25 protein-coding genes and 1 other RNA gene are annotated in these 23,200 nt (G+C 39.7%); 19 read left to right on the top strand and 7 right to left on the bottom strand.

What is annotated here, in order from left to right:
- Window positions 1–158 precede the first annotated feature (158 nt).
- The 6 genes from IGI44_RS14195 to IGI44_RS14170 all read left to right on the top strand — a co-directional run bounded on the left by IGI44_RS14195 (window position 159) and on the right by IGI44_RS14170 (window position 6,436).
- Window positions 159–1,649, top strand: a complete 1,491-nt coding sequence (locus IGI44_RS14195; protein ID WP_438788413.1) for a phosphomannomutase/phosphoglucomutase — start codon at window positions 159–161, stop codon at window positions 1,647–1,649.
- Window positions 1,650–1,743: 94 nt separating this feature from the next.
- Complete coding sequence (locus tag IGI44_RS14190; protein ID WP_438788412.1) at window positions 1,744–2,097, top strand: iron-sulfur cluster biosynthesis family protein; 354 nt, start codon at window positions 1,744–1,746, stop codon at window positions 2,095–2,097.
- A gap of 97 nt (window positions 2,098–2,194) precedes the next feature.
- Entirely contained in the window at window positions 2,195–2,866 is a 672-nt protein-coding gene (gene sapR, locus IGI44_RS14185; protein WP_438788411.1) for a two-component system response regulator SapR, read from the top strand.
- 13 nt (window positions 2,867–2,879) lie between these two features.
- A complete protein-coding gene (gene sapS, locus IGI44_RS14180; protein ID WP_438788410.1) occupies window positions 2,880–3,902 on the top strand; it encodes a two-component system sensor histidine kinase SapS in 1,023 nt (340 codons plus the stop codon).
- A 75-nt stretch (window positions 3,903–3,977) separates the two neighbouring features.
- Window positions 3,978–4,841: a GRP family sugar transporter gene (locus IGI44_RS14175; RefSeq protein WP_438788409.1), complete on the top strand. Its 864-nt coding sequence runs from the start codon at window positions 3,978–3,980 to the stop codon at window positions 4,839–4,841.
- A gap of 149 nt (window positions 4,842–4,990) precedes the next feature.
- Window positions 4,991–6,436, top strand: a complete 1,446-nt coding sequence (locus IGI44_RS14170) for an IS1182 family transposase (protein WP_438787416.1) — start codon at window positions 4,991–4,993, stop codon at window positions 6,434–6,436.
- Window positions 6,437–6,520: 84 nt separating this feature from the next.
- On the opposite strand, the gene IGI44_RS14165 is transcribed toward IGI44_RS14170, so the two are convergent.
- The gene (locus IGI44_RS14165; protein WP_438788408.1) at window positions 6,521–7,711 is read right to left on the bottom strand and encodes a toxic anion resistance protein; all 1,191 of its coding nucleotides are present in this window, start codon (window positions 7,709–7,711) and stop codon (window positions 6,521–6,523) included.
- A 184-nt stretch (window positions 7,712–7,895) separates the two neighbouring features.
- The gene (locus tag IGI44_RS14160; protein ID WP_438788407.1) at window positions 7,896–8,549 is read right to left on the bottom strand and encodes a 5-bromo-4-chloroindolyl phosphate hydrolysis family protein; all 654 of its coding nucleotides are present in this window, start codon (window positions 8,547–8,549) and stop codon (window positions 7,896–7,898) included.
- A 206-nt stretch (window positions 8,550–8,755) separates the two neighbouring features.
- Between IGI44_RS14160 and IGI44_RS14155 the strand changes: the two genes are divergently transcribed.
- From IGI44_RS14155 to IGI44_RS14140, 4 genes are all read left to right on the top strand, one after another.
- A complete protein-coding gene (locus IGI44_RS14155) occupies window positions 8,756–9,331 on the top strand; it encodes an NUDIX hydrolase (protein WP_438788406.1) in 576 nt (191 codons plus the stop codon).
- Complete coding sequence (gene macP, locus IGI44_RS14150; protein WP_438788405.1) at window positions 9,328–9,612, top strand: cell wall synthase accessory phosphoprotein MacP; 285 nt, start codon at window positions 9,328–9,330, stop codon at window positions 9,610–9,612. The genes IGI44_RS14155 and macP overlap by 4 nt, the downstream gene beginning before the upstream one ends.
- Before the next feature lie 40 nt (window positions 9,613–9,652).
- Window positions 9,653–10,345, top strand: coding sequence for a 5'-methylthioadenosine/adenosylhomocysteine nucleosidase (locus tag IGI44_RS14145; RefSeq protein WP_438788404.1), 693 nt, complete (start codon window positions 9,653–9,655; stop codon window positions 10,343–10,345).
- Window positions 10,346–10,412: 67 nt separating this feature from the next.
- A complete protein-coding gene (locus IGI44_RS14140) occupies window positions 10,413–10,958 on the top strand; it encodes a cysteine hydrolase family protein (protein ID WP_438788403.1) in 546 nt (181 codons plus the stop codon).
- 49 nt (window positions 10,959–11,007) lie between these two features.
- Here the strand turns inward: IGI44_RS14140 and IGI44_RS14135 are convergent, their stop codons facing one another.
- The gene (locus tag IGI44_RS14135) at window positions 11,008–11,682 is read right to left on the bottom strand and encodes an HAD family hydrolase (RefSeq protein WP_438788402.1); all 675 of its coding nucleotides are present in this window, start codon (window positions 11,680–11,682) and stop codon (window positions 11,008–11,010) included.
- 136 nt (window positions 11,683–11,818) lie between these two features.
- Between IGI44_RS14135 and crcB the strand changes: the two genes are divergently transcribed.
- Together crcB and IGI44_RS14125 are read left to right on the top strand one after the other, a co-directional pair.
- On the top strand, window positions 11,819–12,199 hold the full coding sequence (gene crcB, locus IGI44_RS14130) for a fluoride efflux transporter CrcB (RefSeq protein ID WP_438788401.1): 381 nt from the start codon (window positions 11,819–11,821) through the stop codon (window positions 12,197–12,199).
- Window positions 12,196–12,549 (top strand): fluoride efflux transporter FluC, encoded by a 354-nt coding sequence (locus tag IGI44_RS14125; RefSeq protein ID WP_438788400.1) that lies wholly within the window; start codon window positions 12,196–12,198, stop codon window positions 12,547–12,549. Before crcB ends, IGI44_RS14125 begins: the two co-directional genes overlap by 4 nt.
- A 23-nt stretch (window positions 12,550–12,572) precedes the next feature.
- On the opposite strand, the gene IGI44_RS14120 is transcribed toward IGI44_RS14125, so the two are convergent.
- Complete coding sequence (locus IGI44_RS14120; RefSeq protein ID WP_438788399.1) at window positions 12,573–13,568, bottom strand: AraC family transcriptional regulator; 996 nt, start codon at window positions 13,566–13,568, stop codon at window positions 12,573–12,575.
- A 301-nt stretch (window positions 13,569–13,869) separates the two neighbouring features.
- On the opposite strand from IGI44_RS14120, the gene rhaB reads away from it, so the two are divergent.
- The 5 genes from rhaB to fucO all read left to right on the top strand — a co-directional run bounded on the left by rhaB (window position 13,870) and on the right by fucO (window position 19,290).
- Window positions 13,870–15,327: a rhamnulokinase gene (gene rhaB, locus IGI44_RS14115; RefSeq protein WP_438788398.1), complete on the top strand. Its 1,458-nt coding sequence runs from the start codon at window positions 13,870–13,872 to the stop codon at window positions 15,325–15,327.
- A gap of 17 nt (window positions 15,328–15,344) precedes the next feature.
- Window positions 15,345–16,628 (top strand): L-rhamnose isomerase, encoded by a 1,284-nt coding sequence (rhaA, locus tag IGI44_RS14110; protein ID WP_438788397.1) that lies wholly within the window; start codon window positions 15,345–15,347, stop codon window positions 16,626–16,628.
- A 54-nt stretch (window positions 16,629–16,682) separates the two neighbouring features.
- Complete coding sequence (gene rhaD / locus IGI44_RS14105) at window positions 16,683–17,516, top strand: rhamnulose-1-phosphate aldolase (RefSeq protein WP_438788395.1); 834 nt, start codon at window positions 16,683–16,685, stop codon at window positions 17,514–17,516.
- Entirely contained in the window at window positions 17,513–17,824 is a 312-nt protein-coding gene (gene rhaM / locus IGI44_RS14100; RefSeq protein ID WP_438788393.1) for an L-rhamnose mutarotase, read from the top strand. The genes rhaD and rhaM overlap by 4 nt, the downstream gene beginning before the upstream one ends.
- Before the next feature lie 308 nt (window positions 17,825–18,132).
- Window positions 18,133–19,290 carry a lactaldehyde reductase gene (gene fucO, locus IGI44_RS14095; RefSeq protein ID WP_438788392.1) on the top strand — a complete coding sequence of 386 codons (1,158 nt, stop codon included), beginning with the start codon at window positions 18,133–18,135 and terminating at the stop codon, window positions 19,288–19,290.
- 61 nt (window positions 19,291–19,351) lie between these two features.
- On the opposite strand, the gene IGI44_RS14090 is transcribed toward fucO, so the two are convergent.
- The 3 genes from IGI44_RS14090 to ssrS form a co-directional block, all read right to left on the bottom strand.
- The gene (locus IGI44_RS14090) at window positions 19,352–19,822 is read right to left on the bottom strand and encodes a universal stress protein (protein WP_438788390.1); all 471 of its coding nucleotides are present in this window, start codon (window positions 19,820–19,822) and stop codon (window positions 19,352–19,354) included.
- Window positions 19,823–19,998: 176 nt separating this feature from the next.
- Window positions 19,999–20,283 (bottom strand): hypothetical protein, encoded by a 285-nt coding sequence (locus tag IGI44_RS14085; protein ID WP_438788388.1) that lies wholly within the window; start codon window positions 20,281–20,283, stop codon window positions 19,999–20,001.
- Between the two features lie 65 nt (window positions 20,284–20,348).
- A non-coding RNA gene (ssrS, locus tag IGI44_RS14080) (6S RNA) lies at window positions 20,349–20,542 on the bottom strand.
- A gap of 393 nt (window positions 20,543–20,935) precedes the next feature.
- Between ssrS and IGI44_RS14075 the strand changes: the two genes are divergently transcribed.
- Both IGI44_RS14075 and IGI44_RS14070 read left to right on the top strand, forming a co-directional pair.
- Window positions 20,936–21,403, top strand: coding sequence for a MarR family winged helix-turn-helix transcriptional regulator (locus IGI44_RS14075; protein WP_438788387.1), 468 nt, complete (start codon window positions 20,936–20,938; stop codon window positions 21,401–21,403).
- A 187-nt stretch (window positions 21,404–21,590) separates the two neighbouring features.
- On the top strand, window positions 21,591–22,997 hold the full coding sequence (locus IGI44_RS14070) for an MDR family MFS transporter (RefSeq protein ID WP_438788386.1): 1,407 nt from the start codon (window positions 21,591–21,593) through the stop codon (window positions 22,995–22,997).
- Window positions 22,998–23,200 lie beyond the last annotated feature (203 nt).

Below are 23,200 nucleotides of genomic sequence, written 5' to 3'. Positions count from 1 at the left end.
AACTAAAAGTAGCGTAATAAGCTATTAATTGAGTATGTCGATTTAGCCTAATTAGGAAACGCAACTATTTTATATTGGATGATAGACAGCATGAAAAGGCACTTCTTTTTTTAGCTGGTAAAAGGAATACATAAGTAGAAATGAGGAGGAGTACATCAATGGAGTTGGCAAAATTGCAAAATGGTTCAGACATTCGTGGAATCGCTATCAATGCTGAGGACAAAATTAAAAACTTGGGTGTAGAAGAAGCGCGTTTGATAGCCAATGGGATTCTTAATTGGTTATCGGAAAAAGGGAAAAAGAAACCTTTTAAAATTGGGATCGGTCATGATAGTAGATTGACAGGACCAGAGCTAAAGGACGCAATGAATGCAGTCTTTGAGGCAGCAGGTTGTGAGGTGTTGGATTTTGGTTTAGCCACCACACCAGCCTTGTTTATGGCGACGCAATTTGAAGAATTTACATGTGATGCAGGGATCATGCTGACAGCGAGTCATCTGCCATTCTATTTTAATGGCATTAAGATCTTCAGCCAATCAGGCGGGGCAGAGAAAAGCGACATCGCCTACATTTTGACGCATACCGAAGCTAGTGAAGTAGCGGTAGGGAGCGTGAAGCAGGCGGATTTGCTCTCGCGTTATGCGGCTGACTTAGTTGAAAAGATTCAACGCGGCAGTGGCAGTGAACGGCCATTGCAGGGGTTGAAAATCATTGTTGATGCTGGCAATGGTGCTGGTGGTTACTTTGCGGATAAAGTTTTAGCGGTACTCGGTGCTGATACTAGCGGTTCTCAATTCTTGGACCCTGATGGTAATTTTCCAAATCATATTCCAAATCCCGATAATAAAGAAGCGATGGCAAGCATTAAACAGGCGGTGTTGGATAATAATGCCGATCTGGGTGTGATCTTTGATACGGATGTTGATCGTTCTGCGATTGTTTCGAAAGATGGACAAATGATCAATCGCAATAACTTGATCGCTGTGCTGTCTGCGATTGTTTTACAGGAACATCCTGGCAGCACAATCGTAACTAATTCCCCTACATCGGACCATTTGAAAAAATTCATTGAAGAAAATGGTGGCAAACAATACCGCTATATTTCTGGCTACCGAAATGTCATCAATAAAGCAATCGAGTTGAATGAAGAAGGAATTGATTGCCAATTGGCAATCGAAACTAGTTCCCATGCCGCATTTAAAGAAAACTACTTTTTAGATGATGGTGCTTATGTCATTGCCAAGGTGTTAATGCTACTGCCAAAATTGCAGAAAGAACATCGCGAGCTGACTGATTTGATGGCTGAGTTAGAACAGCCAGTAGAAACATTGGAAATTCGTTATACTATCAGTGGTGAAAATTATAAAGAGGTCGGTCAGCAAATGATCGAGAAATTTCGCAGTGAGCTTCCAAAACAGGAAGGATTTGCAGAAAATTCAGAAAATCAAGAGGGTGTTCGTTTTTCAGTTTCAGCCCCCTTTGGAAAAGGCTGGATGCTGCTGCGCTTAAGCTTACATGAACCATTATTAGTCATGCAAGTTGAAAATGACAACGCCGGTCAAATCAACAAACAATTGCCGATTTTCCGTGAAATTCTTTCTCAAAATCCACAAATTGATTTAACAAAACTCGATCAACAATTAAATTAAGTAAGAATCCTTGCAAAATAAGCCCCTTCGTCTGATGATAAGAGTCAGATAAAGGGGCTTTATTGTTAAATAGAAAAAGAGGAGAGAAGACACTATGAAAATCACACTTGATGAAGCAGCTAAAGAAAAACTTTCAGTATATTTAGGAGCAAACAAACAATTGTTGTTAACATTCGAGGATGGAGTTGGGCCTTATTCCCAACATGCAATGATTCATATGCAAACACAATTTTCAATCAATATTATTTCGACAGAGATGGACAAGTCTGATTATGATGAAAAAATTACATCTGAGATTGGTGATTTTTGGATCAAAGGGTACTCAAAAGAGGATTTGCAAGAGGAGATGAAAATTAAATTTAATTCCCGTCTCAGCACGTTTAGCTTGTCAGGTGAAGGCGGCATGATCGATGACAATTTAGGCTTTAAGGATTTTACTAAAAATTAATCTTAGATGGATCGTCTTTCATTTTTTTTTGTTTCTTTGATATGATGATAAAAAGCGTTCAGGAAAATCAGACAGTATCAAGAAGTGAGGGAATAGAATGGCAAAAATCATGATCGTTGAAGATGAGGCTGTAATTCGTCAATTGATCGGTGAAGAATTAACAAAATGGAGATTCGAAGTTTACCAGACAACCGATTTTAATCAAGTTTTTGAAGAATTTGAAGAGATTGCACCGCAACTTGTTTTATTGGATATTAACCTGCCAGTTTATGATGGCTACTATTGGTGTCAAAAAATCCGTGAAGTTTCTAAGGTGCCGATTATTTTCATTTCCTCTAGAAATACGAATATGGATCAAATTATGGCGATGAATATGGGGGCAGATGATTACATTACGAAACCTTTTCAGGTGGATATTTTGGTGGCTAAAATTAATGCTTTATTGCGTCGGTCATATAATTACACTGAAAGCGGTGAAGAACTGGAACACAATGGAATTATCTTAAATATCGATAATAGCAGTATGACAATCAATGATGAAGTGGTTGATCTTAGTAAAAATGAATACCGACTGCTATTTATTTTAATGAAACAACATGGAAAAATTCTGAGTCGTGATAAATTATTGCGTGCTCTCTGGGACGATGAACGATTTGTTGATGATAATACATTGACAGTTAATATCAACCGCCTACGTCGCAAGATCGAACAAGCGGGGATTGACGATTATATTCAAACGAAAGTCGGGCAAGGGTATATCGTCCCGTAAATAAGGAGCAGTTATGACATTTACAAAGTATTTAAAAGATCGCCTGCTGATTTTAGCGGGTTGGGGTGTATTAAGTTTACTGCTGATTTTTATGGTGTGGTTAACACCAGACTTGCGAGGTTTTTGGGATAATCTTAGTTATTTACTGGTTTTACAATTATTTTTAGTTTTTCTTTTTTTCACGATTGATTTTTATCGGAGAAAAAAATGGTTTAAATCTTTTGATAAAGAGGAAAACTCTCATCTTCAGCATTTTGTGGAATCGGCTTCTAGTAATGAAGAACAGCTGATTCAGGAATATGTGAACCAGCAAGTACGTGAACATCATTTGATGGTGGAACAGTTATTAGCCAGTCAAAAAGATCAGAAAGATTACATGGATTCTTGGATTCATGAAATCAAAGTTCCATTAGCAGCTGTAGATTTGATTTTGAATTCGATTGAATTTGATATCCCTGATGATAAGTTTGTTTTGCTGCAAAATGAGATTCAACAGATCGATGAATATGTTGAGCAAATTTTATATTATTCGCGTTCAGATGAATTTGTAAATGATTATTTGATCCAAGAGTATTCATTAAAAAAGATTATTCAACCAATCATACGTAGCCAAGCCAATTACTTTATTCAGAAAAATCTACAGTTATCTTTGTCCGAAGAGGATGCCAAAGTACTAACAGATGCAAAGTGGATCGAATTTATTTTCCGGCAGCTTTTAAGCAATGCAATCAAGTATACTCCTGACCATGGCCAAATCAATATTAAGATTGAAGTGAGAAATGGGGGAGTTGCCTTGATCCTGCAAGATAGCGGTATCGGTATTCCACCAGAAGATGTAGGAAGAATATTTGATAAAGGTTTTACCGGAGAAAATGGACGGAAAGCACAGCAGCATTCTACAGGGCTTGGCTTGTATCTTGCCAAAACGTTAGCTAGTAAACTTGGTGTCGATTTAACTGCGGAATCCACAATGAATGAAGGAACGACAATGACCTTGTTTTTCCCACGATTAGATTATTATCATGAAGAACGTTAAATTTTTTGTTTTTGATTGCTAAATTTCCTTTTTTTCGCTAAACTGTTTCAGTTGTGAATTGAAGGGAGTAAGTTTATGAGTTTTTTAATTGCCCTAATACCAATGGTAGCATGGGGAAGTATTGGTTTGGTGAGCGGAAAGCTAGGCGGGGACGCCAACCAGCAAACCTTAGGAATGACGCTGGGTGCTTTTGTTTTTGCATTAGTGACTTTTTTCATTGTTCAACCAGCGATGAATAGTTGGATACTGTTAATTGGTTTCTTGTCAGGTCTCTTTTGGTCAATTGGTCAGAACGGTCAGTTTCATGGGATGAAATTCATGGGTGTTTCTGTCGGTTTGCCGATTTCAACAGGGTTTCAATTGATTCTGAATACCCTTGCCGGTGCAGTATTCTTTCATGAATGGACCAAGACGAAGGATTTTGTTTTAGGATTCATCGCGTTGGCGTTACTTGTCTTTGGTGCCTATTTAACGGCGCGCAAAGATGACGAAAGTGGCGTCCAATCAGACGACAGCATGCTTAATTTTGGGAAGGGATTTCGTTCATTAATTTTCTCAACGCTGGGATACGGTGTCTATACGATTATTATTACATGGGCGGGTCTGGATCCATTAGCAATTATCTTACCGCAAAGTGTCGGGATGCTAATTGGTGCGAGCTTCTTCGCTTTTCGTAAAGCAAAGGTTGATCGCTATGTGTGGCGTAATATGGCTTCAGGTCTTTTGTGGGGTATTGGGAATATCTGTATGTTGTTAACTGTTCAAAATCTTGGTTTAGCAATAGGTTTTTCGTTGTCGCAAATGGGAATTATCATTTCGACACTTGGTGGGATTTTCCTTTTAGGCGAACGCAAAACCAAGAAAGAAATGTACTACGTTATTATCGGCTGTCTGTTGATTATTGTCGGTGGTGTCGTGTTAGGATATATGAAATCATAGTTTTACAGCGAATTTTTTCCTGTAAATCAAAAGCTTACTCATTGACATGGGTAAGCTTCAGACTGTAGACAAAGTCCATTTTATGGATGCTGTCTACAGTCTTTTCTTTTATAATAGATTTATGAAATCGAATACAAGGAGTGATAGTTATGATGTCTAAAAACAATACGAATGGTAGAAATCAATTTGCGATGCTCACGATTGATGATCTGGTTCCTCAAGATCACCTCGTTCGAAAGATTGATGCCGCACTTGATTTTGACTTTATTTATCCAATCGTCGAAGCCGCTTACTCCGATTTAGGTCGACCAAGTATCGATCCAGTCATTCTGATTAAATTAGTGTTTATCCAGTATTTATTCGGCATCCGTTCCATGCGCCAAACCATTAAGGAAGTCGACACCAATGTCGCTTACCGCTGGTTTTTAGGCTATTCCTTCGAGGAGAAAATCCCCCATTTCTCAACTTTTGGAAAGAATTATGTCCGCCGATTTAGAGAAACGACGTTGTTTGAGGATATCTTTGCCTATATTTTAGAACAAGCAGTTAAAGCAGGTTTCGTAACAGAGGATAATTTGTATCTGGATTCTACCCACATCAAAGCCAACGCCAATAAACATAAGTTTACGAAGGAAATGACCCATGATGAAGCGAAAGCCTATCAAGATGAATTAGAAGATGAGATCAATCGTCAACGAATAGAGGCCGGAAAACGCCCTTTTACTTTGGACCTAGAAAAGGAAGTGAAGCTGAAAGAAAGAAAAATAAGTAAGACTGATCCGGAAAGTGGCTACTACGTCAAAGGTGAACGAGAAAAACAATTTGCTTATTCTGCCCATACTTCATGCGACGACAACGGATTTGTTCTCAGCACCATCATAACTCCTGGAAATATTCATGACAGTCAAGTCGCCTTTCAACTCGTCAAACAATCGAAGAGACTTTTTCCTGAAATCAATTGTGTTGTCGCTGATGCCGGGTATAAGACACCTAAGTTTGTTCACTTTTTGACTCATTTGAACCTTCGACCTTGTTTGCCTTATTCAAGGCCCAAAGGGAAAAAGGGACTATTATCAAAAAACGAGTTTCTCTATGACGAGTATTATGATTGTTACATTTGTCCGCAGGATCAAATGCTCGATTTTTCAACAGTCACTCGAGACGGGTATCGTGAATACAAATCTGATCCAAAAGAGTGTGTCCACTGCCCTCTGCTAAACCAATGTACCAAAAGTAAAAATCATCAACGAGTCATCACGAGACATGTTTGGGGAGACTTAATGGATGAAGCGGAACATCTTCGTTTAACGGATCGGAATAAATCGATTTATAAAAAACGAAAACAAACGATTGAACGAATATTTGCGGATGCAAAAGAGAAGCATGGGATGCGTTGGACCAAGTATCGAGGCTTGGAAAAAGTCGCGACGCATACGATGCTGGTGTTTGCTGCAATGAATTTAAAGAAATTAGCCACTTGGCTATGGAAAGGCAAGAAGCCTTTATTTTTTTGTCCTGAATGTCGAAAGAAATCAGATAAAAAGACGTCCCAAACTCAAATTTCGAGTTTGGAACGTCTTTTGTCTACAGTCTGAAGCTTACTCATTGACATGGGTAAGCTTTTTTATTCGAAAAGACAAAAAAATCGGATACCTCAGAAGAAGTATCCGATAACGTTTTTATTGTCCAGAATTCAATTCCATTAATTTTTGTTTTAAGTCGCTTTCCATATGACCAATCTCGATTTCGGCTGCTTGCCGGCGTTCGCGTCCTTCTTTTTGGATGCGTAAGGTTTCTTCTAAGGTTTCGACTAAATCGTTTTGTGTCTGTTGCAACGTATCTAGATCGACGATACCGCGTTCGTTTTCTTTGGCGGTTTCGATGGTTGAAATCTTCAGCATCTCTGAATTTTTCTTCAATAGATCGTTGGTTGTTTCAGAAACTTGACGTTGTGCAGTAGCGGCATCTTTTTGGCGTAATAATGTCAAAGCGATCGCTACTTGATTTTTCCATAATGGAATAGCGGTATTGATCGAAGCCTGAATTTTTTCTGCTAATGCTTGGTTCGTATTTTGAATCAAACGAATTTGTGGCGCTTGTTGAATCGTGATTTGACGGGCAAGTTTTAAATCATAAGTACGTTTGTCTAAACGATCTAAAAATTGTGTATAGTCATTAACGACTTGGACATCCATTTGATCGCCAGAAGCTTGCGCCTTTTCGGTTGCGGCAGGAATGGTGGTAAGCTTCATTTCTTCCATCTTCAATTCAGCCGCAGCAATATAAATATTTAACGCATCAAAGTAATCTTTATTTTTATTGTAAAGAGTTTCTAGCATTTGGTTGTCTCTCAACAGGCCATCTTTTTCCACGTTTAATTTCGTTGCAATCTTATCAATCTGAGCACCGATTTTTTGGTACTTTGTTGTAATTTCGTAAATCGATTGTTTGACTTTACCAAACATTTTTTGGAAAATATTGCCTTCACCGACACGTAATTCATCAGGATTGGCTTCGTTTAAGCGATACATTAATTGGTTCAATGAATCACCGATCGGGCCGATGTCTTGTGAAGAAACAGTGTTCAACATGGATTGCGAGAATTCACTCAATTTTGTTTGCGCTGTAGCACCATAACTAATTACGGCCTGTGAGTCATTTACATCAATTTTTTTGGCAAGTTCTTGTGCTTGTACCTGACGTTCTTTGGGTAATTTATCAACTAAGCGGTCTGCTTGTTCTTGAGACTGCAAATGAGAAATTTCTTGTTGTTGAACGGGGGTTAAAGCATCGGTGCCAAAGGGATTACTAAGTAGATCATCTAAAGTGCTGTCGACCGATTGGGTCTCTGGTTTATTTTCCGGTTCCATTTTGTGTCCTCCTGTTCGAAAAAAATCTAGCTTAAGCTAGATTTTTTTGTCTGGTTTCACGAACTAGCTTTCTCGACAATAAGCAAAAATATCTCGAAATTTGAAAAGCAATTTAGAAATATGTTGGTCTTATTGCTCAAAAGCTGAGTGAGTTCGTTTAACCGTTCCTATTTAGCTTTTTTTTTTATTTTGTGGTCAAATCAGGATCTTGGTCAAGATTTTTTCTTGCGATCGAGAGCTCAACATCCATGTCCTCTAAGTCTTCGGCAACGAATTGTTGGTAGTCTTTCACGATTAAATCTGCCATCTGATCAATGATTTGAGCGCTTTCCTCTAGTTTACCATAAACTTCTTTTGACTTGACCTCATGTCCGTTGATTTCAACATAATTGTCGGTCAAATCTACGATATTTGGTAAGTGTGTATAAAGAAATTGACTCGCTTCAGGCAAACGTTTTGGATCTTTCACCAATTCTTTAAACAAAGCCTTCGCTGCCTTCAATGTTTCATGACGTAAGTCAATCGCTTTGAGCTTGGCATTTTTTTGGATATTTTGTTGCAAACGTAAAACTTGTTGTTTAGAGAGATTCATCGTTTCACGGAACAATTCGATCTCACGTTCGCTCATACCCAGTTTTTTATAGTAAGCTTCTTTTTCTTTCGTTAGAAATGGTAATTCCTCTTTTTGGGGCTTAATCTTTCGTCCCTTAAATCCACGATAGATTAGCCAAAAACCAACGACCAGCATTAAAAAGACGATATAGTCGCCAAAATCTCCTTCAAAAAAGGAGAGAATACCGATTGCCGCGATGATGATAGGGAATATTTTCCTTCGCATAATAATCCTCCTAGTCTAGTAATAACCCTTCACATTATTTATTCAAATTACTTGATTTCTTTACACGCTCATCATAGCATGAATTTCTATAGAAATAGTATCGGACTAAAGATGGATTTTTCAGATTTAGAAAAAACATAAGAATTTTCTGTGATACAATAAAGCAGAACCGTTGGATTGAAGCTATTCGGAGGAAAGGTGTCGCTATGTTAGAGTATAAAGATTTTGAAGAGAAGACGATAAAACGTAAAGAATTGTTTAAGGGAAAGATCATTGATGTCTATTTAGATGAGGTTGCTTTACCGATGGGTGGAACAGCAAAACGGGAACTAGTTTTCCATCATGGTGGCGTAGGAATTATTCCAATCACAAAAGAAAACAAAATCATTATGGTCAAACAATTCCGTAAACCATTAGAAAAAGTTGTTCTGGAAATTCCGGCTGGGAAAATAGATCCCGGTGAAGGACAGCATCCAGAAAAAACGGCTTTAAGAGAGTTAGAAGAAGAGACTGGGTATCACACTGAAAAACTATCGTACATAAATGAAATGTATCTATCCCCTGGCTTTTCTAACGAGAAATTGTATATCTACGCTGCAACTGATCTGGTCAAGGTTGAAAATCCACTACCGCAGGACGAAGATGAAGTTTTAGAACTTTATGAACTAACGATGGAAGAAGCAAAACAAGCGATCCAAGACGGATCAATTTGTGATGCGAAAACAATTTTTGCAGTCAATTATTGGGAGTTGCTGCAACTTAGAAGGAGAGATCACGCATGAGCCAATCACCCTTGGTGACGCGCAGCGAATTAAGGAAGCGAAAAGAAGAGCAGGAACGTTTGGCAGAAGAACAGCGTAAGGCTGCTGAACGGGCCTATGAGAAAAGAGAAAAAGAAATCAGCAATGTTTATCGTAAGGAATTAAAAAAGAATAAGCCAGTCACGAAATCTCGAAGTAGTGAGCGGGTAAAACAGAAAGAGCGCAGCAGCTTTTTGAATAAAGCGATTATTATAGTATTATTACTATTGATCGTGGTCATGCTGTTAGTATTTTTTGTTTAACAGATTGAAGAAAAAATTCTTAAGAAATAGAGGAATGATTATGAAAATCGGTATTATCGGTGCAATGGAACCAGAAGTAAAAGCATTACGAGAAAGTCTTGAACATCCATTATCTTGGGAGCAATCAGGAGCATTGTTTATTTCGGGGAGTCTAGGAAACCATGAAGTAATCGTTGTTCAATCAGGAATCGGTAAAGTTTTAGCGTCGATTACAACATCGGTTTTGATTCAACAATATAAAGTCAATATGGTGATCAATACCGGTACTGCAGGCGGAATCGGTGCTGGCTTAGCAATTGGTGATTTGGTTATTGCGGATAATGTTGCCTACTTCGATGTTGATGCGACTACTTTTGGCTACAAAATTGGTCAAGTACCTGGAATGCCATTGTATTTTGAAAGCTCGACGTATCTAAAAAGTGAAATGCTGGAAGCTAGTAAAAAAATGAATCAAACGGCACATGTTGGTTTGATTGTTTCAGGGGATACTTTTGTCAGCAGCCCTTCAAAAATTTATGAGATCAAAGCGGCTTTTCCTGATGCTTTAGCGGTGGAAATGGAAGGTGCTGCGATTGGACACACAGCGGCTCAATTTGGTATTCCTTTCTTGATTGTCCGAGCTATCAGTGATACTGCTGATAGTGAAGCAACAGAAACACACGAAGAGTTTGTAAACCGAACAGGAACATTGTCAGCGAAATTAGTGATTGAATTTGTAAATCATTTAGTTTAACAAGAAAATGAGACTATAAGAACGATATAAATGAATTGAACTACCAGGATTAAAGGGGGAACGTTCTATGCGTGCATTACTTTCGATTGATTATACGAATGATTTTGTTGCCACTGACGGGAAATTAACGACTGGAAAAGCTGGTCAGGTGATTGAAAAAGAGTTAGTGTCTGTAACAAAAGATTATTTTGATCAAGGCGACTTTATTGTTTTTGCTATTGATGGTCATGACCCGAGTGATCAGTACCATCCTGAAAACCAGCTTTTTCCACCTCATAATGTGATTGGTACAAGTGGTCGTGATTTATATGGATCGTTAGCAGATTTTTATCAAGCAAATAAAGCAGAAAAAAATGTCTATTGGATCGACAAACGACATTATTCAGCCTTCAGCGGTACCGATTTGGATATTCGTCTGCGGGAACGTGGGATTACGGAGCTTTGTTTAACAGGTGTCTGCACGGATATTTGTGTCCTGCATACCGCGGTAGATGCTTATAATCTGGGGTATCAGTTAGTGATCCCAGAAAAAGCCGTTGCCAGCTTCGATGCAACGGGGCATACATGGGCGCTGAGCCATTTCAAAAATACCTTGGGCGCAAAAATCGTTTAATAAAAGCCGCAAGAGTTCGATTTTGTAATCTTACTCTTACGGCTTTTTTCTATTTTAAATAATCTGCTATAAAGGTGGTGAAATCCTCAATGATCCCATCCTGTGCTAAAGCCTCTGCTTCAAAGACCCCACGGTTTTTCCTATCTGGATCAATCGCTATGATCGTGCCGATCTTGGCATTATGAGCTGCCTGCAAGCCTGAATAAGAATCTTCGATCACGAGACAATTTTCTGGCTTCGTATTGATTTTTTCTGCCGCAATCAAGAACATATCCGGCGCAGGTTTGCCTGGAAATTCTCCATTAAAGTAAACGATTTTTTCATAATCAAACCATCTCCCTAAGTCCAGATAGTCATAGTAGAAATCCAGATTGACCTTTGGCGATGCTGTCGCGATCGTCGTTGGGATTTTTTCCACCTTCAAATAGTCCAAGACTTCCTCGAGGCCTTTCGTAAAATGCTTACGATCGGGAGTCGCTATGAGCGCTTCGCGATAATAGCTCTCTTTCTCATCCGATAATTTTTGAACCTCTTCGTTTGTCAGCTCCGACGAGACGAACTTACGCAAAATTACATCGTTGGTTTTGCCATGGAAATTTTTCATAATTTCTTCTTCAGTCACTTCTTTATTCGCATATTTCTGGATCAATTTCAGCCAAGCGGCTTCATGTAAATCGGAATCCAAGAACATCGTCCCGTTAAAATCAAAAATAATGCCTTTCATAAATAACCCTCACTTTTTCCAAGATAACCTTAGTTTAGCATGTTTTGCAAATTGTGGATGAAAAAGATAGGTTTATTTGCAACTTCAAATCAATCGTTTTATAGTAGGTAAGAATAAAAAGATGGAGATGAAAAGCATGTTGGACTACTTAGTCATTGCACTCTTTGCTTTTATCGGCGGAACAGCGCGCTATTGGTTAGGCGTGTGGATTCCTGCTGTAAGTGGTTTTCCATTAGGGACGCTGCTGGTAAATTTATTGGGGTGCTTTATTTTTAGCTGGATTGTCAAGCATATCCTAAGTGATATTGATGTTTCTGCGCGTTTGGTTTTAGGGATAGGTGTTGGTTTTTGTGGTGCTTTGACGACCTTTTCATCATTTGCCTTGGATACGATGAAATTAGTGCAGTCAGGAAAAATCGGATTGGCTTTTCTTTATTTGATACTATCGTTTATCGGCGGATTAGCTATGACCGTACTAGGTGAAGCGATCTACCACAGAAAGGTGGCCGATCAATGATCGAAACACTATTAGTCGGCAGCGGTGCAGCGATCGGTGCGATGCTGCGTTTTACTCTGAATAATTATTTTGAACCGCAAACTAAACGGCTGCCAAGATCGACTTTCTTTATTAATTTAACAGGTAGTCTTCTATTAGGAATTTTTTTCGGAGTGCACTTATCTGATCCAGTCTATTTATTTTTAGGTACAGGAATCATGGGCGGCTATACCACATTTTCTACCTACAATTTTGAATTGTTTGTCTTATGGAAAAATGACCGCTCCATGTTTTACCGCTATTTTTTTGGTTCCTACGGATTAGGCTTGCTGTTAAGTTTTATCGGCATCGTGATTGGTTCAAAATTATAGAAAAGAAGCAACGCAAAAGTCTTTTAGACTTTTGGTGCTGCTTCTTTTTTGTTTTTTCTGAAAGCATTCGGCAGAGCATCGTATGCTTCTTTAAATTGCTTATAGAAATGACTGCGGTTTTTCAGGCCGACCATTTCAATAATGGAACTGATCGAAAGCGTGGAACCTTCAATCAAAAATTTCGCTTGCTTCATGCGCTGTTTGGTTAGTAGCTCCGAAAACGTCTCATTGGTCTTTTTCTTGATGATATTGCTTAGATAATTTTTATTGTAGCCAAGCTGTTGAGCGGCACTTTCCAGAGACAGATTTGCATAATCCCTCTCAATTAGTTTTAAGGTATCAATCACGACCTGATGGTTGGTCTTATCTTTTTTCTCCTCATAGAAGTCATATTTACAGTTGCCGATCAGCTCCGTAAATAGAATTGGAATGTATAAGGAGATGATCTCATTAGCGAAGACGGGTTCGATGAAATATTTATCGATCATTTGATCGAGGATCATTTGTACATGCTCGTTTTCGGAGCAGCGGAAAATCAGATATTCTTTGCGGGAACGTGTGGCCATCGTTTGGGCTAAGAAGTTAAAGAGCACGCTATTCTTATCATTCAGACTAGAGAGCCAATCAATATCGACTTTGTCATTCGGAAAAATAATATTAATGAGGATATCATCTTCACCATGCTCGCCTAAACTATGGGAAGAACCACGATCCATTAGTAATACTTCGCCTTGACGAATGATCTCGCGGCGGCCATTTATATATTGGATAGATTTTCCAGAGTAAACATAATTCAATTCTAAGAAATGATGACTGTGTTCTGGGTAAGATGCAAACCTAGGATGCTTACTGATGTAAATAGAATTATTTTTTAGAAAATACTCTTTGAGTAAGATCATACTTTCTTCAGCAGTCTGAAAAGAGATGGATGGGATATCCATTACGAATTCTTTTTTGTTTAATTGCGCTTCTTCGATTTGGTTATGATGGCGAAGATACTCTTCGACAATTTTATGCATAATCACACATCCCTGTAAATTCGTTACAATCATTCTATCTTCCCGTCATTGAGAACGCAACCAAAAATTACGATAATAGGTCTGTAAACAAAAAAAGCAGCGGTTTCCAGCTATGATATAGCCAAAAAAGTCTGCTGCATAAAGAGTCAATATTTATAATGGCAGTCCTTATACCTATTAGCGATTTATTTGAATGGGGGACCATCTTCGTTCTTTTTGCTAGATGTAATTTTGGCACAATAATGATTGATAAATTTGTTTGGTAGCAATTGGAGTATTTTCAAAGACAAGGAGCTTGAACATGACGGAAACATACATTGCAGTAGACATTGGCGCGTCAAGCGGCCGATTGATTCTCTCCGAAAAGGATTCTAGCGGTAAAATCGGATTGGAAGAAATTCATCGCTTTAAAAATGGTTTTACAAATATGGATGGGACGGATTATTGGAATGCGGATCATCTAATCAAAGAAATATTGATTGGTTTAGAGAAAATCAAACAAAGCGGCGTAGAAGAATGCTTTGTTGGGATTGATACTTGGGGAGTAGATTATTGTTTGATCGACGAACAAGGCCAGCCATTGAGTCAGCCGGTTAGTTATCGAGATAATCGAACAGAGCAGGCGATGGAAGAATTTGACCAACTCTTTTCATTGCAACAGTTATATGAAAAGACTGGGATCCAACTTCAACCATTCAACACGGTTTTCCAATTACTAAGAGAGAATCGTGAGAAATTAGCTAAAGCCAAGCAATTGTTACTAATACCAGATTACCTAGGCTATGTTCTTACAGGAAAGGCTGTCTTAGAAAAAACCAACGCTTCAACTATGCAATTGATGAATTTGGAGACACGAAAAATTGATGAAGCTGTGTTGGCGGCGATTGATGTGGATAAAGACCTGTTTCAAAAATCTGTTGAACCGGGGACGATTTTAGGTCCGATTCTTAAATCGAAATTCTCTGAATATGATCTGCCGAATGCCACAGTTATTGCAGTTGCGTCTCACGATACTGCTTCGGCTGTCGTGGGAACACCCGGGGAAGGCGATCATTGGGCATACATTAGTTCAGGAACTTGGTCATTGATGGGTGTGGAGATTGAGAGAGGCATCTCAACTTCAGAGGCCTATGATGCCAATTTCACTAATGAGTGGGGCGTTCAAGGAACGATCCGTTTCTTGAAGAACATCATGGGCATGTGGTTGATCCAAGAAGTCGCTCGAATGCAGGATTATCAATACTCTTATCCTGAGCTTGCTGAATTGGCAAGTCAGGAAGAAGCCTTTGTCAGTCTGATCGATGTAAATGAGCAACGTTTTATGAATCCAGAGAATATGATTACAGAAATTCAAAATTATTGTCGTGAGACAACTCAGAAAGTGCCGGAGACGCCAGGAGAAATAGCTCGCTGCATATACGACAGCTTGGCATTATGCTACGCAGTGGAGCTTGAGAAGCTTGAGAGAATCACTGGACGCACGATCACACAGCTTCACATTGTTGGCGGGGGATCTAACAACGATTTATTGAACCAACTAACCGCTGATGCATGCGGCATCAATGTTCTGGCTGGACCAGGCGAAGCGACAGCGATCGGCAATATCATCGTTCAGATGGTGGCGACAAAGGGCTTCGGAACACTTGCAGAAGGACGTGAAGGAATCAAGAAATCCTTCTCCTTGAAAGCGTTCCATCCGCAAACAAACACTCATGGGGCAATTGAAAAGTATCAAGCATTGACCAAATTATTTGTATGAAAAAGGAGATAACTAAAATGACAAAAACAGTTGAGGAACGCTACGCAGAAGCAAAAGCACGCTACGCAGCGATTGGTGTCGATACCGATGCGGCTTTGAAGAAATTACAGGATGTAAAAATCTCGATGCATTGCTGGCAAGGTGATGATGTAAAAGGCTTCTTAAATCCAGATGGAGAATTGACCGGCGGGATCATGGCTACTGGCGATTATCCTGGAGCTGCTCAGACACCAGATCAATTACGTCAAGACATTGAAAAAGCCTTGTCATTGATTCCAGGGAGTCACAAAATTAATCTGCATGCGATCTATCTTGATACGGATGAAGCAGTTGATTTGAATGAAATAGAACCTAAACACTTTGAAAAATGGGCTAGCTGGGCAAATGAACAAGGAGTTGGTCTGGACTTCAACCCAACCTTCTTCTCTCATCCAATGATGAAAGACGGCATGACTTTGGCTCATCCAGATCAAGCTGTACGCGACTTCTGGATCGAACATGGCAAACGCAGCCGCAAGATTGCTGAATATCTAGGAAAAGAAACAGGTCAAACATGTATCAACAATTTCTGGATGCCAGATGGCATGAAGGACAATCCCATCGATCGTTACAGTCCGCGTAAACGTATGCTGGAGTCATTAGATGCGATTTTTGCGGAGGATTTAAACGAAGAATATACCCAAGAAGCAGTTGAAAGTAAGTTATTCGGTCTAGGTGCAGAAGCTTACACCGTTGGTTCCCATGAGTTTTATATGGGTTATGGGCTAACGCGCGACAAATTGATTTGTTTAGATGCGGGACATTTTCATCCAACGGAAGTCATTTCGAACAAACTGTCTTCATTAGCGCTATTTTCTAAAGGCATCATGCTGCATGTTTCACGCCCTGTTCGTTGGGATTCTGACCATGTAGTGATTATGGACGATGAATTGCAGGAAATCGGCAAAGAAATCGTTCGGAATGATCTATTAGGTAAAACCAATATTGGCTTAGACTTTTTTGATGCAACCATTAACCGGATAGCGGCTTGGGTCGTTGGTACGCGCAATACACAAAAAGCTTTATTGAAAGCGATGCTTGAACCAATCACTGACCTAAAAGAAATGGAATTGGCGTCCGATTATACGAAACGCTTAGCACTGACCGAAGAATTGAAGGATTTCCCATATGCCGATGTGTGGAACTACTTCTGTGAACAAAACAACACGCCCGTGGGTATGAACTGGTATGACGAAGTAATGAATTATGAAAGAGACGTACTTTCTACTCGTGAAAAAGAATTGATCGCATCAATCGGCTAATGATTTGGCGGGATATTTCCCGCCTTGCTAGATAAAACTTTGGAGGAATCAATCGTGAAAAATATTTTAGAAGCTTCATTTGTAGAAGAAATGGTGGAAGTAACCAGCAATCTTTATCGTTTAGGCTGGGATGAAAGAAATGGCGGCAACATCTCTTATTTATTAGATGAAGCAGACGTCAGTGAATATTTGGACACGACAAACGTGTTGCGGAATATTCCCATGGCTTTCGATGGGACGGCTTTGAAGGGGAGATATTTCATTGTTACTGGGTCGGGAAAATATTTTAAAAATGTTGCAAAAGCCCCTGCCAATAATTTAGGTGTGCTACGAGTGGCGGATGATGGTCAAAGTGTGGATTTGTTATGGGGCTATACGGATGGCGGCGTGCCAACGAGTGAATTACCTGCCCATTTAATGAGTCACATCTCTCGATTGACGGTCGACCCTGAGAATCGTGTCGTGATGCATTGTCATGCCACTCATTTACTAGCGATGACTTTCAGCCACGAACTGACCTCAAAGGCAATCACACGGACGCTATGGGAAATGTGTACAGAATGTCTGGTCGTTTTCCCTGAAGGGGTGCAGGTCTTGCCTTGGCTGATTCCTGGGTCCAATGAGATCGGTGAAGCAACAGCGGAAAAAATGCGAGAAGCTCGTTTGGTTCTTTGGTCTTTCCATGGCGTTTATGGGGCAGGCCGCACCATGGATGAAACCTTTGGCTTGATCGAAACGGCTGAAAAAGCAGCACAGGTCTATACTTATGTGCAGGCCCAAGGCGGTATCAGACAAACGATTAGCGATGAAAACTTCATCGCTTTAGCAAAACAATTTGGCATCACACCAAATCCAGAATTTTTTGAAGCGCAGGTGCCAACTGTATGATAAAAAAGGCTATACGAATGAAACTTTATTCAGGATTAAAAGAGGATTATGCAAAGCGCCATAATGAACTTTGGCCAGAGATGCGTGAGATGTTAAAAGAGAATGGTGCGATCAGCTATTCGATCTTCTTTGATCCAGAAACAGATTATCTATTTGGTTATCTAGAGATCGAAGATGAAGAAAAGTGGGCACAAACGGCGGATACAGAAATCAACCGCAAATGGTGGGATTTTATGGCAGATCTGATGGAAACTAATTCTGATAATTCACCGGTGACGTTTGATTTGGAACAAGTATTTGAGCTATAAAAGAAACGCGCTGTCGTTTCTTTTTAAATACAATAGGTGAACATAAACACTTTTGCGGATAAGTGATAATAAAGATACCAAGCTGTACAAACTTGAAGAGGTACGCAGTCATCATTTAGTAAAGAATGGTTTGACAAGGCTAAATTATCAAGGGTTTCAAGTTTTAAGACGAAAGAGGGATGATTCTGAACGCAGTGATTCATAGTTGCTGTTTTAGAGCAAAAAATTTGTATAACATGTCATAGAAAGCGTTTTATTGATATGAGATAATTTAATGTGAAATAAAACACAATAAGAGGAGAGATACTATGGTAGTGAATCGAATGATTTTGAATGAGACGTCTTATTTTGGAAAAGGCGCGATTCAAGAAGTAGCCAATGAAGCAAAAAAACGTGGATTCAAAAAAGCATTAGTTGTGACAGATAAAGATTTATTGAAATTTGAAGTAGCAACGAGAGTCACAACGATTTTAGACAAAGCAGGGTTAAGCTATGAGATTTTTGATGGGATCGTTCCGAATCCTTCCATTGAGGACGTTCAGGCTGGGGTCAAGGCTTGTCGAGCAGCTGGAGCAGATTATATTGTAGCCATTGGCGGGGGTTCACCGATCGATACGGCTAAAGCAATCGGAATTATTACTACAAATCCTGAATTCTCAGACGTCATCAGTCTTGAAGGAGTAGCGGAGACGAAAAAGCCATCTCTACCAATTTTAGCAGTACCGACCACTTCGGGAACAGCTGCCGAGGTAACAATCAATTATGTCATCACTGACAAAGCCAATTCACGTAAATTTGTTTGTGTCGATCCCCATGATATTCCAGTCGTAGCATTTGTTGACAGCGACATGATGATGGGAATGCCGACCGCATTATGTGCCGCAACAGGTATGGATGCTTTGACGCATGCGATCGAAGGGTTTATTACCAAAGGCGCTTGGGAAATGACCGATATGCTTCACATCAAAGCAATCGGAATTATCAGCCATGCTTTACGGGACTCGGTTGCTGGTAATCAAGAAGCGCGCGAAAAAATGGCGTTGGGTCAATATATCGCCGGTATGGGCTTCTCAAATGTTGGATTAGGTTTAGTTCATGGAATGGCGCACCCATTATCAGCTTGGTATGATACGCCTCATGGAGTGGCTTGCGCGACATTGCTGCCAATGATCATGGATTTCAATAAGGATCATACTGGCGAAAAATACCGTGAAATAGCCGTTGCTATGGGTGTAGAAGGGGCAGCGGATATGCCGTTGGCAGAAGTCCGCGATGCAGCCGTTCAAGCAGTGAAGCAATTAGGAATCGATGTTGGTATTCCACAAAGTCTGACTGAGATCGGTATGAAGGAAGAAGATGTACAAAAAATCGCAGAAGATGCTTTCCGGGATGTATGTTCACCAGGGAATCCGCGAGATGCTACAGTGGAAGAGATTGTTGGACTTTACAAATCAATGCTGGATTAAATTTAAATGAAAGCAAAAGAGGGTGTGCCGTGCGGCACACCCTCTTTGATAGTTTTTTAACCTAGTCTTCCTCTTCAGGAACCTTGTTGTCTAAGTCTGTCCGGACGATCAATACGTCACAGTCTGCATTGCGAATAACATATTCAGAGACTGAACCGATGAACAAGCGTTCAACAGCATTCAAACCAGTTGCACCCAGCATAATCAGATCGATTTGATTGCTTTCAGGGATTTGATTGGCGATCATTACTTTTGGCGCACCATATTCAATGACTTTACTGATATTTTTGACACCAGCCTTCTTCGCTTCCGCTTCGTAATCAGCCAACGTTTGCTTTGCCATGTCTGTGGCTTGTTCAGCAAGTACATTATCAAAAGAAGAAACTGTTTGAAACGCACGTGTATCAATGACATGAGCAAGTAATAATTCCGCTTGGTTTCGTTTTGCGACATTGACCGCTTTTCTAAATGCCAATTCCGCTTCATTTGAACCGTCGACTGCCACCATGATTTTACTGTATTCTTGATCCATCGTTTCCAACTCCTTTTTCTTTTCAGAGTATTTGTTTTTCCGTTTAGAAAAATAAATCTCATTTTTAAGATGCGTATCACTCAACTTTTTACCAAGTACATATAAAAAATGTAAACAGTTGTCTGATATTCTTTTCACATCTTCATTTTAAATCAAATTTCTTGAAAATGGTACTGTTACCCTTTTTTTGTTTTTGAACCCATCAACAAGGCGAAGACAGCTGCGACCACTAAAAGCAGAACCAAATACATCATTGAGTAAGAGCGGTTATTGATTATGCCGACCAAAAACGCCATGATTCCTAAGACGGCATAAATAATTCCAAATTGGCGTAAAAAGCTGCGGGCTTCCGTTTGCATCTCTTTGCTGAAGAGAAGGAGCAATCCTTGTGGCTTTTTGATCAAATAATAACTACAGAATAATAAAATAAGTGCTAGTAAAAATAATAAAATACGGATCATCTTTTTCCTCCTATACAACAAAAAGCAATTTGCAGTACGCAAATTGCTTTCATTCCATAAAAATGGAAAATTCCGTCGATGCCGTTATTCACCCGATAGTATTGATCCCGCAAAATCTAGCAGGTGGGTTCCATGGTCTAAGCATTGAACTACCAAATGTAAAGGCATGTTACCAACTTTGACACAAGACAGATCCCAAGATATCAATAAAAATGTTCGGTCAACACTGAAATAGGCAACGCGCACATCACAGAATTTCCATCTCAATCATAGCACAGTCATTATTGAGACGCAACGAAGTGGCTTATATCTAAAAATGTGAAGCAATCCAAAAACACTTACGTCTTCTATAGGTACATTGTATAAAAAAAGAAGCGAATCTGTCAAAGCAAAATACTTATTTTTCGCTTTGGATACAAATCTTTCTATTCGTTTTTTTTTGAGGCGAATAGAAAGGGAAAAATTTACCTACTTGCGTCACTACTACACGCTATTATATAGAGCGATGCTGGAGAATAGTGAATAATTTTGTTGAAAAAGAAACAAAAACAATCTAGAATGGTCTTGCGCTTAATCGAGAAACAAAACGGATAAATGTTCGTTTGTTCTTTTTAGAGAAATAAATTCATTATTATATTCTAGGAGAAAAATTATGAATAAAAAAGAGGAAGTCCTAGCCGGTTTTGCCGAGGTGTTCAATAAGCGAGCGTGGCTGGATAAGGTCAAGATGGAGAAGGAATTAGCCGGATATGCGGTCTCCGAGGTTCATTGCATTGAGTTTATTGGGAAGCATAAAGACCCGAACGTCACAAAAATGGCGGAATCGATGTATATGACTCGTGGAGCTATCAGCAAATTAACGAAAAAAATGTTAAAAAAGCAGTATATCGAAAGCTATCAAAAAGCGGACAATAAAAAAGAAATCTATTTTAAGCTGACAGCTGAAGGAAAAACGGTTTTTGATATCCATGAACGACTACATAAAGAATTTGAAGATCGTGATCAAGTCGTTTTTGAACCCATCAAAGATGAACAATACGAGGCCTTTCTAAAATTTCTTGAACGTTACAATCAGCATCTGGACCAAGAAATCAAAAAACAACATTTGACGATCAAATAGCAATTGCGACAGTCTCAAAAGGAGGCTGTCTTTTTTCTAAAAAAATATTGTTGACTAGGAAACAAAACAGTTGTATAGTTTCCTGGGAAACAAAAAGACTCTTCGGCTGCAGCGAAGAGGGCCTCGAGAATCTGTTTTACGTTAAAAACAGAATATACATCCAATAATTATACGAAAGGAGTCCCTTATGACTCAATCAACTAAATTACCAAAAGAAGTTTTATCGGCTGCCTGGGCGATCGCTCTTGGCGCCATTGCACCAATGCTCGATTCTACGATGGTGAATATCGCCATCGATCAATTAACTAAAAATTTTCACACGACACTATCGATGATCCAGTGGGCGATCACTGGCTATGTCCTAGCTTTGGCGATTGCCGTGCCGATCGCAGGTTGGCTGATGAATCGTTTTGACGGCAAAAAAATCTTCATCGGCGCCGTGATTTTCTTTGGTATCACCTCTGTTCTTGCCGGTATCAGCTGGAATGTCACCAGCTTTATTACGTTTCGCTTACTTCAAGGCTTTACTGCTGGAATCATCACGCCTCTGATGTCCACTCTGCTAGTGAAGACGGCAGGATCAGAAAATATTGGTCGTGTGATGGCGATTGTCAGTACACCGATGATCTTCGGTCCGATCCTTGGTCCAGTACTAGGCGGTTTCATCGTTCAGGCAGCTTCATGGCGCTGGATCTTTTTCATCAATGTTTTCATCGCCCTAATTTCTGCACCGTTGATGGCGCGCACTTTGCCCAGCTTCGAACCATTTAATCGTGCAAGCAAACTGGACGTTTTTGGTATCCTTGACCTATCCGTGATGAGCGCGGCCTTGATCTATGGGATTACAAAGGCGGCGGATCACGCGACCTTCCATAATAGCGAATCATTGATCTGGACAGGAATCGGTATTTCGCTGCTAATTGTTTATATTCTTTACGACCGCAGAAAGAATCATCAGACGGTTCTGCCGCTGACGATCTTCTCTCATAGAAGCTTCAAGGCGTCGAGTATCGGGCTGTTTTTCGCGAACATCGCCATCATGGGTCCAATGTTGATCCTGCCGCTGTTCTTCCAAAACTTCCGTCACTATTCTGCGATGGAGACAGCGATCGCTTTGATTCCCCAGGGGATCGGTATGTTGGTTACACGTCCATTGATCGGGAAGCTGATCGATAAACTTGGCGCGAAATATGTCGTTATTGTGAGCCTAATCATTTCTTTAGCAGGTACGATTCCGTTAGTGTTTGTCACAGATAAGACAAGTATGATTTGGATCGCGTTGATCTTATTCATTCGCGGAACCAGCTTTGGCGGAATCAATCTGCCATTGACTAGTGATGCCTATACAGGACTTGCTGATGAAGAGCTGCCGGATGCTGGCGTTGGTATCAATATTATCGAAAATCTAGGTTCAAGCTTTGGAACAGCGATGATCGCAACAGTTGTCGCGACCGTTTTGCAGGGGGCACAACCGACTATTGCCCATGAACTATCTGCTTATCATGCCGGTTTTCTCGTTTCAGTCGTTGTTCTAGCGTTGATCTTTATTCCCAGTATCTTTCTGACGAATAAAGCCAAAAGTATCAACGAATAATCGTAATGTATTCAAATGTAGAGATGAGCAGAACAAAAAAGGTCCCTAAGAGAAAATAGAAAATTCTTTAGTGATCATCTTTCTTACGGATGATCACTTTTTTTGCGAAAAAATTATAACTATTCCAATTACTTAGCTATTAGTGTAAATTTGAAAAAATCAAATGAACATGCTGACGATATTCATCGCGATAAGCGAAAATG

Origin of the sequence: Enterococcus sp. DIV0756 (assembly GCF_051710745.1) — a bacterium.
In the GTDB taxonomy this organism is placed as follows: domain Bacteria; phylum Bacillota; class Bacilli; order Lactobacillales; family Enterococcaceae; genus Enterococcus_A.
This window is presented reverse-complemented; position numbering and strand designations above follow the sequence as displayed.